General features: G+C 69.6%; 17 protein-coding genes. 13 read left to right on the top strand and 4 right to left on the bottom strand.

Going from position 1 to position 13,948, the window contains the following annotated elements:
* Positions 1-58 precede the first annotated feature (58 nt).
* The 7 genes from ABI214_RS02575 to ABI214_RS02545 all read left to right on the top strand — a co-directional run bounded on the left by ABI214_RS02575 (position 59) and on the right by ABI214_RS02545 (position 6,366).
* Positions 59-1,117: an AAA family ATPase gene (locus ABI214_RS02575; RefSeq protein WP_348605852.1), complete on the top strand. Its 1,059-nt coding sequence runs from the start codon at positions 59-61 to the stop codon at positions 1,115-1,117.
* Positions 1,114-2,085: a DUF58 domain-containing protein gene (locus tag ABI214_RS02570; protein ID WP_348605850.1), complete on the top strand. Its 972-nt coding sequence runs from the start codon at positions 1,114-1,116 to the stop codon at positions 2,083-2,085. The genes ABI214_RS02575 and ABI214_RS02570 overlap by 4 nt, the downstream gene beginning before the upstream one ends.
* Positions 2,082-3,062 carry a VWA domain-containing protein gene (locus tag ABI214_RS02565; protein WP_348605848.1) on the top strand — a complete coding sequence of 327 codons (981 nt, stop codon included), beginning with the start codon at positions 2,082-2,084 and terminating at the stop codon, positions 3,060-3,062. Before ABI214_RS02570 ends, ABI214_RS02565 begins: the two co-directional genes overlap by 4 nt.
* A 77-nt stretch (positions 3,063-3,139) precedes the next feature.
* Positions 3,140-3,862, top strand: coding sequence for a 3-oxoacyl-ACP reductase FabG1 (fabG1, locus tag ABI214_RS02560; protein ID WP_348605846.1), 723 nt, complete (start codon positions 3,140-3,142; stop codon positions 3,860-3,862).
* Between the two features lie 54 nt (positions 3,863-3,916).
* The gene (gene inhA, locus ABI214_RS02555) at positions 3,917-4,714 is read left to right on the top strand and encodes an NADH-dependent enoyl-ACP reductase InhA (RefSeq protein ID WP_348605844.1); all 798 of its coding nucleotides are present in this window, start codon (positions 3,917-3,919) and stop codon (positions 4,712-4,714) included.
* Between the two features lie 42 nt (positions 4,715-4,756).
* Positions 4,757-5,824 (top strand): ferrochelatase, encoded by a 1,068-nt coding sequence (locus ABI214_RS02550; RefSeq protein WP_348605842.1) that lies wholly within the window; start codon positions 4,757-4,759, stop codon positions 5,822-5,824.
* 53 nt (positions 5,825-5,877) lie between these two features.
* Positions 5,878-6,366, top strand: a complete 489-nt coding sequence (locus tag ABI214_RS02545) for a helix-turn-helix domain-containing protein (RefSeq protein WP_348605840.1) — start codon at positions 5,878-5,880, stop codon at positions 6,364-6,366.
* Between the two features lie 6 nt (positions 6,367-6,372).
* Here the strand turns inward: ABI214_RS02545 and ABI214_RS02540 are convergent, their stop codons facing one another.
* Positions 6,373-7,185 carry a hypothetical protein gene (locus ABI214_RS02540; protein WP_348605838.1) on the bottom strand — a complete coding sequence of 271 codons (813 nt, stop codon included), beginning with the start codon at positions 7,183-7,185 and terminating at the stop codon, positions 6,373-6,375.
* 67 nt (positions 7,186-7,252) lie between these two features.
* Here ABI214_RS02540 and ABI214_RS02535 point away from each other — a divergent pair, with 67 nt between their 5' ends.
* From ABI214_RS02535 to ABI214_RS02520, 4 genes are all read left to right on the top strand, one after another.
* A complete protein-coding gene (locus tag ABI214_RS02535) occupies positions 7,253-8,077 on the top strand; it encodes a DUF3097 domain-containing protein (RefSeq protein ID WP_348605835.1) in 825 nt (274 codons plus the stop codon).
* Between the two features lie 97 nt (positions 8,078-8,174).
* Positions 8,175-8,606, top strand: a complete 432-nt coding sequence (locus ABI214_RS02530) for an NfeD family protein (protein WP_348605833.1) — start codon at positions 8,175-8,177, stop codon at positions 8,604-8,606.
* Positions 8,607-8,611: 5 nt separating this feature from the next.
* Positions 8,612-9,784 carry an SPFH domain-containing protein gene (locus ABI214_RS02525; RefSeq protein ID WP_348605831.1) on the top strand — a complete coding sequence of 391 codons (1,173 nt, stop codon included), beginning with the start codon at positions 8,612-8,614 and terminating at the stop codon, positions 9,782-9,784.
* A gap of 3 nt (positions 9,785-9,787) precedes the next feature.
* Entirely contained in the window at positions 9,788-10,171 is a 384-nt protein-coding gene (locus ABI214_RS02520; protein ID WP_348605829.1) for a ribosomal protein L7/L12, read from the top strand.
* Between the two features lie 38 nt (positions 10,172-10,209).
* On the opposite strand, the gene ABI214_RS02515 is transcribed toward ABI214_RS02520, so the two are convergent.
* A complete protein-coding gene (locus ABI214_RS02515) occupies positions 10,210-10,905 on the bottom strand; it encodes a helix-turn-helix transcriptional regulator (RefSeq protein WP_348605827.1) in 696 nt (231 codons plus the stop codon).
* A gap of 89 nt (positions 10,906-10,994) precedes the next feature.
* Between ABI214_RS02515 and ABI214_RS02510 the strand changes: the two genes are divergently transcribed.
* Positions 10,995-11,738: an alpha/beta fold hydrolase gene (locus ABI214_RS02510; RefSeq protein ID WP_348605825.1), complete on the top strand. Its 744-nt coding sequence runs from the start codon at positions 10,995-10,997 to the stop codon at positions 11,736-11,738.
* Between the two features lie 65 nt (positions 11,739-11,803).
* Positions 11,804-12,790 carry an IS481 family transposase gene (locus tag ABI214_RS02505; protein WP_348605822.1) on the top strand — a complete coding sequence of 329 codons (987 nt, stop codon included), beginning with the start codon at positions 11,804-11,806 and terminating at the stop codon, positions 12,788-12,790.
* Here ABI214_RS02505 and ABI214_RS02500 read toward each other — a convergent pair.
* On the bottom strand, positions 12,787-13,317 hold the full coding sequence (locus ABI214_RS02500; protein ID WP_348605820.1) for a hypothetical protein: 531 nt from the start codon (positions 13,315-13,317) through the stop codon (positions 12,787-12,789). The two genes, ABI214_RS02505 and ABI214_RS02500, sit on opposite strands and share 4 nt — an antisense overlap.
* The gene (locus tag ABI214_RS02495; RefSeq protein ID WP_348605818.1) at positions 13,314-13,895 is read right to left on the bottom strand and encodes a hypothetical protein; all 582 of its coding nucleotides are present in this window, start codon (positions 13,893-13,895) and stop codon (positions 13,314-13,316) included. Before ABI214_RS02495 ends, ABI214_RS02500 begins: the two co-directional genes overlap by 4 nt.
* Between the last annotated feature and the right edge of the window lie 53 nt (positions 13,896-13,948).

The raw sequence follows: 13,948 nt of genomic DNA, 5'->3' as shown, positions 1-13,948 counted from the left end.
GACCTCACGTGACGGTGCTGTGGCGGGATCCGGCTCGGAAGGGGCGACGCACGCGGGTATGGGAGGTCCGGCACCCGATCTCGCGCGTGACGTGCAGACCCTCGAGCGCGCGATCTACGAGGTCAAGCGCGTCATCGTCGGGCAGGACCGGCTGGTCGAGCGGATGCTCGTCGGCGTGCTCGCGAAGGGGCACGTGCTGCTCGAGGGCGTTCCCGGCGTCGCCAAGACGCTCGCGGTGGAGACGTTCGCGAAGGTCGTCGGCGGCTCGTTCTCCCGCGTCCAGTTCACCCCGGACCTGGTGCCGACCGACCTGATCGGCACCCGGATCTACCGGCAGGGCCGGGAGGAGTTCGACACCGAACTCGGACCGGTCGTCGCGAACTTCCTGCTCGCCGACGAGATCAACCGTGCGCCCGCGAAGGTGCAGTCGGCGCTCCTCGAGGTGATGGCCGAGCGGCACGTCTCGATCGGCGGCAAGACGTATCCGATGCCCGAACCGTTCCTCGTCATGGCCACCCAGAACCCGATCGAGAACGAAGGCGTGTACCCGCTGCCCGAGGCGCAGCGCGACCGCTTCCTGTTCAAGGTGCTCGTCGACTACCCGTCGGTGGAGGAGGAGCGCGAGATCGTCTACCGGATGGGTGTCGCCGCGCCCGAACCCAGCCAGATCCTCGACGCGCAGGAACTGGTCCGGTTGCAGACGGTGGCGAGCAACGTGTTCGTCCATCACGCCCTCGTCGACTACGTGGTGCGCGTGATCGCCGCGACCCGCACCCCGCGCCAGTTCGGTCTCGACGACGTCGCCGGGTGGATCGCGTACGGCGCCTCCCCGCGCGCGACCCTCGGCATCATCTCCGCGTCGCGGGCGCTCGCGCTGCTGCGGGGCCGCGACTACGTCGTCCCGCAGGACGTGCTCGAGGTCATCCCCGACGTGCTGCGCCACCGCCTGGTGCTGTCGTACGACGCCTTGGCCGACGAGGTGTCGCCCGACGACGTGATCATCCGGGTGCTCCAGACCGTCGGCTTGCCGCAGGTCGGCGCGCAGCCGGTGGCACAGCCGGCGCCGCCGGCGTTCGATCCGGGCCCGGTGCCCGCGGCGACCACCCCGCGGCAGTGACCCGGTCTGCGGGCGCGGTCCCGTCGTTTCGCTCCGGATCGTTGCGCGATCCGGAGCTGACCGCGGCGCTGCGGACCCTCGAGCTCACCGTCCGTCGACGACTCGACGGTGTCCTGCACGGCGACCACCTCGGACTCATCCCCGGGCCCGGCTCCGAGCCCGGCGACGCGCGCGAGTACCAGCCGGGCGACGACGTCCGGCAGATGGACTGGTCGGTCACCGCCCGGACCACGCACCCGCACGTGCGCCAGACGGTCGCCGACCGCGAACTGGAGACCTGGCTCGTGGTGGACCTGTCGTCGAGCCTGGACTTCGGCACCGCATCGTGCGAGAAGCGGGACCTCGCGATCGCGGCCGCATCGGCGGTCACCTACCTCGCCGGCGGCAGCGGGAACCGGATCGGGGCAATCGTCGCCACCGGTGACCGGATGCAGCGGATCCCGGCCCGTGGAGGTCGGGTGCACGCGCAGGCGATGCTGCGCCGGATCGCGTCCACCCCGCATGCCGCGGAGGGTGTGCGGGGGGATCTGCGCGGCGCGCTCGAATCCCTGCGCCGACCCCAGCGACGCCGCGGTCTGGCGGTCGTCGTCAGCGACTTCCTCGGGCCGATCGACTGGGAGCACTCGCTGCGGGCACTGTCGGGCAGGCACGACCTGCTCGCGGTGGAGGTACTCGACCCGCGTGACATGGAACTGCCCGATGCCGGTGACGTCGTGCTGTTCGACCCGGAATCCGGTCGGACACGGGAGTTCTCGACGACGCCGAAGCTGCGTGCCGACTTCGCGCGCGCGGCGGCCGCACACCGCGCGGACGTCGAGGCGACGCTACGACGCTGCGGCGCACCGCGGCTGAGTCTGCGCACCGACAGGGACTGGATCGCCGACGTCGTGCGGTTCGTCTCGGCCCGCAGACACAGCTTCGGGGCACCACAGAACCGGCCGGGTGCGAGCCGGGTGGCACGCGGATGAGCCTGTCGCAGTTCGCGTCCCCGTGGTGGCTGCTGTTCCTGGCGGTCGTCGCCGCGCTCGCCGCGGGGTACGTGGTGATCCAGCGCCGCCGGCAGAAGCACGTGCTGCGGTTCGCGAACATGGAACTGCTGGAGAAGGTCGCGCCCAACAGGCCGAACATCACCCGGCACATTCCGACGGCGCTGCTGCTCGTCGGTCTGCTGTTCCTCACCGTCGCACTCGCCGGACCGACTGCCGACAAACGCGTTCCGCGCAACCGCGCGACGGTCGTGCTCGTGATCGACGTCTCGCTGTCGATGAAGGCGACCGACGTCGAACCGACCCGCATCGCCGCCGCACAGGAGGCCGCGAAGGCGTTCGCCGACGGGCTCACGCCCGGCATCAACCTCGGACTGGTCGCGTTCGCCGGCACGGCGTCGGTGCTGGTGTCGCCGACTCCGAACCGCGAGGAGACCAAGGCGGCCATCGACAACCTCAAGCTCAGCGAGCGCACCGCGACCGGCGAGGCCATCTTCACCTCGCTGCAGTCGATCGACACCCTCGCGGCGGTCCTCGGCGGCAGCGAGCAGGCTCCGCCCGCGCGGATCGTGCTGCTCTCCGACGGCAAGCAGACCGTGCCGGAGAGCCCGACCGATCCGCGCGGCGGCTTCACCGCGGCGCGGCAGGCCAAGGACAAGGGCGTCCCGATCTCCACCATCTCGTTCGGCACCAGCTACGGCACCGTCGAGATCGAGGGTGACCGGATCCCGGTCCCGGTGGACGACCCGTCGCTGCGCGAGATCGCGAACCTGTCGGGTGGCAGCTTCTTCACCGCCTCGAGCGTCGAGGAACTGCGCGCCGTCTACGACACCCTCGAGGAGCAGATCGGCTTCGAGAACGCCCGCGGTGACGCCAGCCGGCCGTGGCTGGTCCTCGGCGTCCTGTTCTGCGCCGCCGGCCTCGGCTCCGCCCTGGTGCTGCGGCAACGACTGCCGTGAGGCGCAGGGGCCGGTCCAGTTCGTCGAATTCGTCCACCTGCGCCCGTAACGGGTAGTCGAGCAGATAGGTTGATCGCATGTCGAAAACCAGCACCCCGTCCCGTTCCGTGCTCGTGACCGGAGGCAACCGCGGCATCGGCCTCGCCGTTGCGCAGCGCCTCCTCGACGACGGACACAAGGTCGCCGTCACTCACCGCGGATCCGGCGTTCCGGAGGGTCTGTTCGGCGTGAAGTGCGACGTCACCGACGCGGACTCGATCGACCGCGCCTTCAAGGAGGTCGAGGAGCACCAGGGTCCGGTCGAGGTGCTGGTCGCCAACGCGGGAATCACCGACGACACGCTGCTGATGCGCATGGACGAGGAGCAGTTCTCGCGCGTCATCGACTCCAACCTGACCGGCGCGTTCCGGTGCGCCAAGCGCGCCAACCGAGCCATGCTCCGCGCGCGCTGGGGGCGGATGATCTTCCTGGGCTCGGTCGTCGGCCTCGCCGGCCAGGCGGGTCAGATCAACTATGCGGCCTCGAAGGCCGGCGTCATCGGCATGGCGCGGTCGATCACCCGCGAACTGGGTTCGCGGTCGATCACGGCCAACGTGGTCGCGCCCGGCTTCATCGAAACCGACATGACCGCGGACCTGTCGGACGACCTGCGCGACACCGCCAAGAAGTTCATCCCGCTGCAGCGCTTGGGGAAGCCCGAGGACGTGGCCGCGGTGGTCAGCTTCCTCGCCTCCGACGACTCCGCATATGTCTCCGGCGCCGTGATCCCGGTGGACGGCGGCATGGGCATGGGCCACTAGGCCCACCCGAAACCTCACGCACCCACAGACTTTCATACAGGAGGACCATCACCCATGGGCGGACTGCTCGAGGGCAAGACCATTCTCGTCACCGGCATCATCACCGACGCGTCGATCGCGTTCCACGTCGCGAAGGTGGCGCAGGAACAGGGCGCGAAGGTGATCATCACCGGGTTCGACCGGCTGCGGCTGATCGACCGGATCGCCCAGCGGCTTCCGCAGCCGGTGCCGCCGGCCGTCGAGCTGAACGTCCAGGACGAGGAGCACCTGGCCACTCTCGCCGATCGCGTTCGCGAGCTCGCCCCCGAGGGCATCGACGGCGTCGTCCACTCGATCGCGTTCTCGCCCCGGTCGGGTCTCGGTGCGCCGTTCCTGGACGCGCCCTGGTCGGACATCTCGAACGCCATGGAGATCTCGGCGTACTCGTACGCGTCGCTGGCGAAGGCGCTGCTGCCGGTCCTCAACGACAACGCCTCCATCGTCGGCATGGACTTCGACCCGTCGCGGGCGATGCCGTTCTACAACTGGATGGGCGTGTCCAAGGCCACCCTCGAGGCCGTCAACCGGTACGTCGCCAAGGAGGTCGGTGGCCGCGGCATCCGATCGAATCTCGTTGCGGCCGGACCGGTCAAGACCCTCGCCGCGAAGGCGATCGCGGGCGACGCGACCGGCCCGGGCGCGGAGCTGAACAAGCTGAACACCGCGTGGGACGCCGCCGCCCCGATCGGCTGGGACGTCGACGATCCGACGGCCGTCGCCAAGAGCGTGTGCACGGTGCTCTCGGACTGGCTGCCCGGCACCACCGCGTCGATCATCTACGTGGACGGCGGCTTCCACGCGGTGGTCGGCTGACCCGTCCGCGGCGGCGGTTCCGGGACGGGCGAGAATGAGGGCATGAGCGGTCAGCGGGACACGGCATTCGACGCACTACTCGTGCTCTCCTTCGGGGGACCCGAGAAGCCGGAGGACGTGCGGCCGTTCCTCGAGAACGTCACCCGGGGTCGGGGCGTTCCGCCCGAACGCCTCGACGCCGTCGTCGGGCACTACATGCACTTCGGCGGTGTGTCCCCGATCAACGGCCTCAACCGCGACATCATCGCGCGGGTCGAGGACGAATTGCGTGGGGCCGGAATCGATCTGCCGGTGTACTTCGGTAACCGCAACTGGCATCCGATGGTCGAGGAGACCGTCGCCCGCATGCGGGACGACGGGGTGCGCAACGCGCTCGTGTTCCCGACGTCGGCCTGGGGCGGGTACTCGGGGTGCCGGCAGTACCACGAGGACATCGTCCGTGCCCGCGCCGCGGTCGACGCGGCGCCGACCCTGACGAAGTTGCGGCAGTACTACGACCATCCGTTGATGGTCGCCGCCTTCGCCGATGCGATTCGTGTTGCGCGACAGGAACTGTCGGCGGACGCCCGGGACCGGGTGCGGCTGGTGTTCACCGCGCACTCGGTACCGGTCGCCGCCGACGCGAACGCCGGACCGCCTGCCGAGGGCGGGCACCTCTACAGCCGTCAGGTCGCCGAGGCGGCGCGCCTGTGCGCGGAGGCGGCCGGCGTCGACGAGTTCGACCTGGTGTGGCAGTCCCGGTCGGGGCCGCCGCAGGTGCCGTGGCTCGACCCCGACATCTGTGATCACCTCGAGGCGGTCGCGGCCGCCGGTGCCCCGGCCGTGATCGTGTGTCCGGTCGGGTTCGTGTCCGACCACCTCGAGGTGGTGTGGGACCTCGACACCGAGGCCCGCGACAAGGCCGCGGAGCTCGGAATCGAGTTCGCGCGCGTCGCGACGCCGGGTACCGATCCACGCTTCGCGCGGATGGTGCTCGACCTCGTCGAGGAGCGTCGCTCCGGCGTGGCGCCGCAGCGGCTCGGTCGTGAGCCGCTGCTCGGTGCGTCCGTCGACGGGCGCCTGTGCGCCGTCGACTGCTGCGCACCGGTCCGTCGGCCGAGCACCCGCTGACCGGCCCGCCGCGTTTCCGGAGGGAAACAGACGGGGCGGGCTATGTTGAGCGGGTGCACGACAGCCTCTACCACCGCTTCGAATTCACGTTCATCGTTCCGTTGCTGACGGTTTCGCGGGAGACCGCGGTCGCGAAGGAGTTCGACGGTCGGGTCGACGACCACGGCGGTCTGCAGCTGTTGACGGTGGCGGCCGAGGGCATGCGCTGCGCGACGGCCGGGATGAGCCTGGTCGATCAGTTGGTGGCCGAGGGGGTCCGTCCGCTGCGCACCCACCCGGATCTGGTGACCCGTCAGGACATCGCCGATCGCGCCGGGGTGACCCGTCAGGCGGTGGGGCAGTGGGTGCGGGGGGTGCGTCAACGCGGGACGCCGTTCCCGGTCCCGTTCAACACGGTCTCGGGTGGCATCTGGTTGTGGGGCGACGTCTACGCGTGGCTACGACACCACGGCTACGGCCCCGACACGGGCCTGCGGTACCCGACGCTGGACGAGCATGTGCGGATCGACCGGCACATCGTGATGAACCACCGCGACGGCTGAACCCGGTCAGGCGCGGTACGGGGAGCGGGCGCACGCCGACACGGCCGCCACCCGGGCCGTCCGCACCGCGGTCCACAGCGGCCGCAGCAGGTCCTCGCGGGCGGCGGCACTGGACGCGGACGGGGCCTCGGTCGGTGAATCATCCTCGGCCACGGCGAGAATGGCGGCCACCTGGTCGGCCGAGTCGAGGATGCGCAGGGCCCGGGTCGGCGCCGCGTCGGGATAGCGGTGGTGTGCCCGGTCGTCGAGCGCCTCGGCGATCCGCCGACGCGGATCGGTGCCCGGGTGCCCGGTGTGCACCGACGACAGTTGCAGGAGCGCGTCGGCGGCGTCCCGGATCGCTTCGCGCATCGCGTACTCGGCTTCGCCGAGCCCGGTGTGCTCGCCGGGCGCCGGCACCGTATCGATCGGAAAGATCGTCCAGCGCAGCACATCCGGTCCCTCGACGACGGGGACCAGGCCGATGCCCGGCTGACCCGTCTCGCCGACGAGGACGCCCTCACCGGCGTCGAGCGCGGCTCGGGCGAACCCGGTGCCGGCCGGAAGCCCGCGGACGTCGCCGGGTGCCGGCAGCACCAGTCGGACCTCGGCCGCGTCGGATGCGGCGGCCTGGCGCACCAGGCGAAGCAGGATCGGGCCCGCGCCGTCCTGCACACCCGGCCAGCCGAGGCCGGTCGACATCGCGGTTCCGGCGTCGGACGCGCCGACGATGTGCATCGGCGCCCACTGGTGGAGGGCGTCGATCACGTCGTCGGGTGCGCTGTCGCCGGCGAGCCAGGAACCGGCCCACACGGTCAGCGTCGCGCTGAGGGAACTCACGGTAAACGAGCATAGGACGGCGTGGCGGGAACCGCGCCCGCCCCGGTCTGACATAGCGTGAGGTGCCGTGAACGCGAGCAACAAGTACGGCGACATCTTCGCCGGTCATCCCCGGACCCGAAAGCCCACGACTCCGCAGGTGGCCGCCGAGCGTGACCTGGTGGTCGAGGATGCGGCAACCGGATTCTGCGGGGCCGTCGTCGGCATCGAGCGCACCTACGACGGCGACTTCGTGCGCCTCGAGGATGCCGCCCGGCGCACCCGGTTGTTCGCGATGCGGGAGGCCGCGTTCCTCATCGACGGCCGGGCCGTCACCCTCGTCCGGCCGACTCCGCAGTCGGCGCAGAAGGGGCCGCAGCGCTCGGCGTCGGGGTCGACCAAGGTCGAAGGTCTGCGCGCCCGCACCGCGCTGCCCAGCCGGATCTGGGTCGAGGGCGTGCACGACGCCGCGCTCGTCGAGCGGGTGTGGGGTCACGATCTGCGTGTCGAAGGCGTCGTCGTCGAGCATCTCGAAGGCCTCGACAACCTCGCCGACCGCCTGGCCGAGTTCCAACCGGGGCCCGGCCGGAAGGTCGGTGTCCTGGTCGACCACCTCGTCACCGGATCGAAGGAGGAACGCCTGACGCAGGGGCTCGGCCCGTACGTGATGGTGACCGGGCACCCGTACATCGACGTGTGGGAGGCGGTGCGGCCGAAGGCCGTCGGAATCGAGGCGTGGCCGCGGATTCCGCACGGGCGGGACTGGAAGACCGGCGTGTGCGACGCCCTCGGCTGGGGCACACCGCAGGACGGCTGGCGTCGGGTCTACGGGGCGGTCGGCAGCTTCCGGGACCTCGAGGCGCCGCTGATCGGCGCCGTGGAGCGGCTCGTCGACTTCGTGACCGTGGACTGACCGGCGGATTTGCCGCGCTCGGTCCGCGGCGCCGCCCTTGTCCACAGCCGGAGTTCGCGCATGTCTCGCTCAGCGGAACTTCTGGTTAGATGGTGCTGTGGCAGCTCTGATTTGGCTGGTAGCGGGGGTGTTGTTGGCGGCTGCGGAAGCGCTGGTGGGGGAGTTCTTCCTGCTGATGCTGGCAGGCGGCGCGCTGGTGACGTCCGGCTTCAGCGCGGTGACCGACTTCCCGGTCTGGGTCGACGCGGTCGTGTTCGGTGTCGTGTCGCTCGCCCTCGTCCTGGGGGTGCGGCCCGCGTTGTTGCGCCGTTTCGAGAAGCCGCCGCTCAAGCTCATGAATACTGCTGCCCTGCCCGGCAAGCAGGCGCTGGTCCTCGAGGAGGTCGCGGCGCACAGCGGTCAGGTCAAGCTCGACGGTGACGTGTGGACAGCGCGTCCGCTCGACGTCACCGAGGTGTACCCACCGGGGACGACAGTCACGGTGATGGAGATCGACGGCGCCACCGCCGTCGTATGGAGGGGACCGTAGGAGAGATGGCTGCACTGATAGTTCTGGCGGTACTGGTCGTACTCGTCGTCGTCGTGGTCGCGAAGTCGGTGGCGCTGGTGCCGCAGGCCGAGGCCGCGGTGATCGAGCGCCTGGGCCGCTACATCAAGACCGTGTCCGGTCAGTTGACGTTCCTGGTCCCGTTCGTGGACCGGATCCGGGCGAAGGTCGATCTGCGTGAGCGGGTCGTGTCGTTCGCTCCGCAGCCGGTCATCACGCAGGACAACCTGACGCTGTCGATCGACACGGTCGTCTACTTCCAGGTGACCAACCCGCAGGCCGCGGTCTACGAGATCAGCAACTACATCGCCGCCGTCGAGCAGCTCACCATCACCACGCTGCGCAATGTCGTCGGCGGCATGACCCTCGAGGAGACGCTCACCTCGCGTGACTCGATCAACGGTCAGCTGCGCGGCGTGCTCGACGAGGCCACCGGCCGGTGGGGCCTGCGCGTCGCCCGCGTCGAACTCAAGAGCATCGATCCGCCGCCGTCGATCCAGGAGTCGATGGAGAAGCAGATGAAGGCCGACCGCGAGAAGCGGGCGATGATCCTCAACGCGGAAGGCCATCGCGAGTCGGCGATCAAGACGGCCGAGGGTGCCAAGCAGAGCCAGATCCTCGCCGCCGAGGGCGCGAAGCAGGCGTCGATCCTGTCGGCCGAGGGCGAGCGCCAGTCGCGGATCCTGCGCGCACAGGGCGAGCGCGCCGCCAAGTACCTGCAGGCGCAGGGGCAGGCCAAGGCGATCGAGAAGGTGTTCGCGGCCATCAAGTCGGGCAAGCCCACGCCGGAACTCCTTGCGTACCAGTACCTCCAGACGCTGCCTCAGATGGCGCAGGGCGACGCGAACAAGGTGTGGCTCGTGCCCAGTGATTTCGGGGACGCGCTCAAGGGGTTCGCGAAGACGCTCGGGGCGCCCGGCGAGGACGGCGTGTTCCGGTACGAGCCCAGCCGCACCGAGGACGAGAACCTGCCACGGCCCGAGGACGACTCCGACGAGATCGCCGGCTGGTTCGAGACCAAGACCGATCCGGCGGTCGAGCGTGCGGTCCGCGCGGCCGAGGCTGTCGCGCGTACGCCCGTCGAGAGCCCACTGACCCAGGAGCACCTCCTCGGCGGCGGTAGTGAGCAGCAGGAGGAGTTGCCGCCGGGCCAGGTGTAGGTCGTGCTGCGCTGGCTGGAGAGCGAACGGGTCGAGCGCTGGGTCGGGACGCTGATCCTGGCTTGGCTCGTCGTCCTGGCGGGACCGTCCGCCGTCGACCGAGTCACGTCGGAACCGTCGGCGTGGGACTGGGTGTCGCTGGGTATCTGGGTGTACGCAGTCCTCAGCTTCGCCGTGACGACCGTGTCGGCGTGGCGGCACCGAAACGAGCCCCGGACCACGGCGGCGCGCGTGTCGCCGGCGGACGTTCCCGTCGAGGACGTGCGGGCGGCGATCGCGGCGACGTCCGAGCGGATTCCGGCGATCAAACGGCTGCGCGAGATGCATCCCGGTCTGGGATTGCGCGACGCGAAGGACCTCGTCGAGTCGCAGCCGCCATATCGGTAGCCGCTAGGTGTACTAACCGGAGACGTTGATCGAGTGCCTCACTCACCTTGGCCATTCACGGGTCTTGCTGTCGCTGGGGGGATGCCGATCTCGTCAATGTCATGGCCGCTGCAGGCAATCTTGGTTGCACTGGCGTGCTCGATACGGGACACGAGGAACCACCGCATATCGCTGCGTAGCCTGCACCAGCCGATCAGGTACCAATGGCCGTTCGTGGAGGCGAACATCACCGGCTCGACGTCGCGGGTGGTGGTGTTGCCGTCACGCGAGGTGTAGCGGATACGCACCACCCGTTGCTCGGCCATCGCTTCCTCCAGCGCTGACTTGATCGTGCGCGGAGTAGGAGGCGCGTTGACCCAGACGCGAGTGGCCAGCTCATCAGCCTTCGTCCGGGTCCGTGGATCGAGTACGTCCATTATCTTCCGAACGCCCGCTAAGGCGAGATCGGCGTAGGGGGCATCGGGTGCAGCAGAGACTGCCGCGAGTAGCGCCACTGCCTGCACAGGGGTCAGGCTGACCGGTGGCAGGGTGCCTCGGGCGACTAGCCCGTAGCCACCGCCGGGGCCCGGACGCGACCAGATCAGCGCGCCACTGTTCTCGAGCGCGGTGAGGTCTCTCTTGACCGTCCGCACGGACACGCCGAACTCTTTTGCCAGTCGCTCAGCAGTGCATCCACGCGATCCGCTGCGTCGCAGCATCTCGGACAGGGCGTGGAGCCGCTCCGCCCTCTTCATCTCCCACTCCTGCTCATTTCCCATCCCGGCAAAAAATCATGCCAAAATGGTGACATGCCCTTGTCCTAGAGGCTTGAGAGCATCGTGGTGTGACGACAAACGCGAGCAGCCCGACCATCATCCTGATCGCTGGCCATTGGCTGGGGGCTTGGGCATGGGACGAGGTGCTGGAACACCTGACCGCTGACGGCTGGCGAACCATCCCGATGACGCTTCCCGGCCTCGATGAGCGGGACCCCAAGCGGGCGTCCAGGACGCTCGATGACCAGGCGATGGCGATCGAGCAGACTATGACCCAGGCTGAGGCTTCCGAGGCCCAGCCGGTAGTCATCGTGGCGCACAGCGGAGCCAACGCGCCGGTAAGCCTTGTGCTCGATCAGCATCCTGAACTTGTCCGCCGAGTGGTGTGGGTCGATAGTGGGCCTGTCGCGTCCGGCAGTGTCTTCGCCCCGGATGCGCCCGAGGATCTGGACGAGTTGCCCCTGCCGCCCTTCGACGCGCTCGGGGAGCAGGCCAGCCTTGAGGGCCTGAGCACCGAGGCTCTCGAGCGCTTTCGAGCCAGGGCCGTTCCAGAACCCGGTCCCGTGCTACGCCAGCAAGTGGAGCTCACCAACGATGCGCGTCTGGCGGTCCCGACCACTCTGGTGTGCTGCTCGATCCCGAGCGCGCAGATAATGGAGCTGGCCAACGCGGGTCATCCCATGTTCGTCGAGGTGTCAAACCTCGACCATGTTGACCTCATCGACCTCCCGACCGGGCATTGGCCCATGTGGAGCCGCCCCGGCGACCTCGCCCACATCCTCGCTGCAGCAGCGACTTCCCCAGCTAACTGAACCGCAGACAGACCTGAAGAGGGCCAGCCGAAACGGCTGGCCCTCTTACATTCCCGAAAGATTTCATGACACACCCCAATGCCGCGCTCACGCCAAGACACCGCCTCAAGGTTGCCCGTCTCGTCGTCGAGGAGGCGTGGCCGATCAGCGAGGTCGCCGCCCGTTTCCAGGTGTCCTGGCCGACCGTGAAGCGCTGGGTCGATCGCTACCTCGCCGGTGTGCCGATGCACGATCGCTCCTCGCGGCCGAGAACATCGCCGAACAAGACGGGCAAGGCCGTGACGCAGCGATGTGTGAGCCTGCGGATGCGGCTGCGCGAAGGCCCGGTTCAACTCGCGAGCAGGCTTGGCGTCGCCCCGTCGACGGTGCATCGCATCCTGTGCTCGGCGCGTCTGAATCGGCTGTCCTATATGGACCGGGCGACCGGTGAGCCAATTCGCCGGTACGAGCACGACCACCCGGGGTCGCTCGTCCACGTGGACGTGAAGAAGCTCGGGAACATCCCCGACGGCGGCGGCCGGCGCTACGTCGGCCGCCCCCAAGGCGACCGCAACCGCGCAGCCACCCCTGGCAAGCCGAAGAAAAAATGGCGCAACCCGAAGCTCGGGTACACCTTCGTGCACACAGTTCTCGATGATCACTCACGGGCGGCATACACCGAGGTCCACGATGATGAGACAGCCGTCACCGCCGTCGCCGTTCTGCGCCGTGCAGTCGAATGGTTCGCCGACCGCGGCGTCACGATCGAGCGGGTTCTGTCGGACAACGGTGGCGCTTACCGATCGTTCCTGTGGCGCGATACGTGCGAGGACCTGTCAATTACACATAAGCGCACGCGACCGTACCGGCCACAGACAAATGGAAAGGTGGAGCGCTTCCACCGCACTATGGCCGACGGATGGGCCTACGCCCGCTGCTACACCTCAGAACAAGAGCGGCGGGGAGCGCTTGGGGTGTGGTTGCACCAGTACAACCAGCATCGCCCGCACACGGCGTGCGGCAACCAGCCGTCGTTCTCACGATTGATCAACGTCCCCGAGCAGTACAGCTAGGTGACCAGCGCCCGGCCGACCCCCGCAACGGCGACTGCCCACAGCACGCTGGTGAAGGTGCCGATGATGAACTGCTCCGACGCGTGCGGCTCGCGCAGCTCGGGGTAGCGGGCCAGGCCCTTGACTGCGAGGACGATGGCGATCCCCTCGGGCCAGCCGGCGAGGATGGACACCGCGACGGCGGTCCGTTCCAGCAGGCCGATCACGCGGCCGCCGCGGAGCGGGCCGTCGTCCGGTTCCGGTCCGGCGTCGGGCTGCTTGCGCGCGAAGCGGAAGGCGGCCAGCACCATTGGCGCGCCGCCGGTCGCCGCCGCGGCGACCGTCAGGACGTACGTCGCGGCGAGGGCGAATCCGTGGACCGGCGGCGCGGCGCTCGCCGCGAGTGCCGCGCCGGCCAGGGCGAGGACGGCGGCGACCGGGGCGAGTCGGACGCCGACGCCCGCGGGCCGGGAGGCCGCCCCCAGTCTGCCCGCCATCGTCCCCACCAGCGCGGCGAGGCCGATGAGCGTGAGGCTGAGTGCGGTCATCGTTCGGCCCTCCCGAGTAGTCGCGCGGCCAGGCGCCGGCCGGCCACCTCGGCCTGCCATCCCGCGGCGGAAAGCCGCTGGGACACGGCCTGCTTGCTGATTCCGAGTTCGGCGGCGGCCTCGGCCTGGGTGAGCCCGCGCTCCATCAGATCCACCGCGGCCTGTCCCTGCGGTGACCGCCGCGCCACCAGCAGGGCGATCAGCGACAGGGCCGTGTCGGCGTCCAGTGCCGCGTCCGGGTCGTCGGCCTCGACGGCCACCGCGGCGGGCGCCTTCTTGGCCCGGTCGACGGCCACCCGCGCGGCTTCGAAGGCCGGACCTCGTCCGGCGCGTGTCTGCGCGGGAAGCGGTTCCTCGACCGCGCCGGCACCGATGCCGACGCTCCAGTGCCCGCGGCGGACGAGCTCCAGGGCCAGGTCGACGACGATCGCGGGGTCGTCGGCGACGGCCTGCACCTCGTCGCCCGCGGTGCGTTCGAACGGTCGCAGGAGCGGGCGCTGCGCGAGGTCGGCGAGGAGCGGCGCGACGCGGTCGATGTCGCGTCGGCTGCCGCGCTGATCCACGGTCAGGACGTACATGGAGCAAGGCTAAGGCCTTGATTGCCAGATATCAAGCCTCAAAGCTTTACTTC

It is taken from the genome of Prescottella soli, assembly GCF_040024445.1.
GTDB lineage: Bacteria > Actinomycetota > Actinomycetes > Mycobacteriales > Mycobacteriaceae > Prescottella > Prescottella soli.
This window is presented reverse-complemented; position numbering and strand designations above follow the sequence as displayed.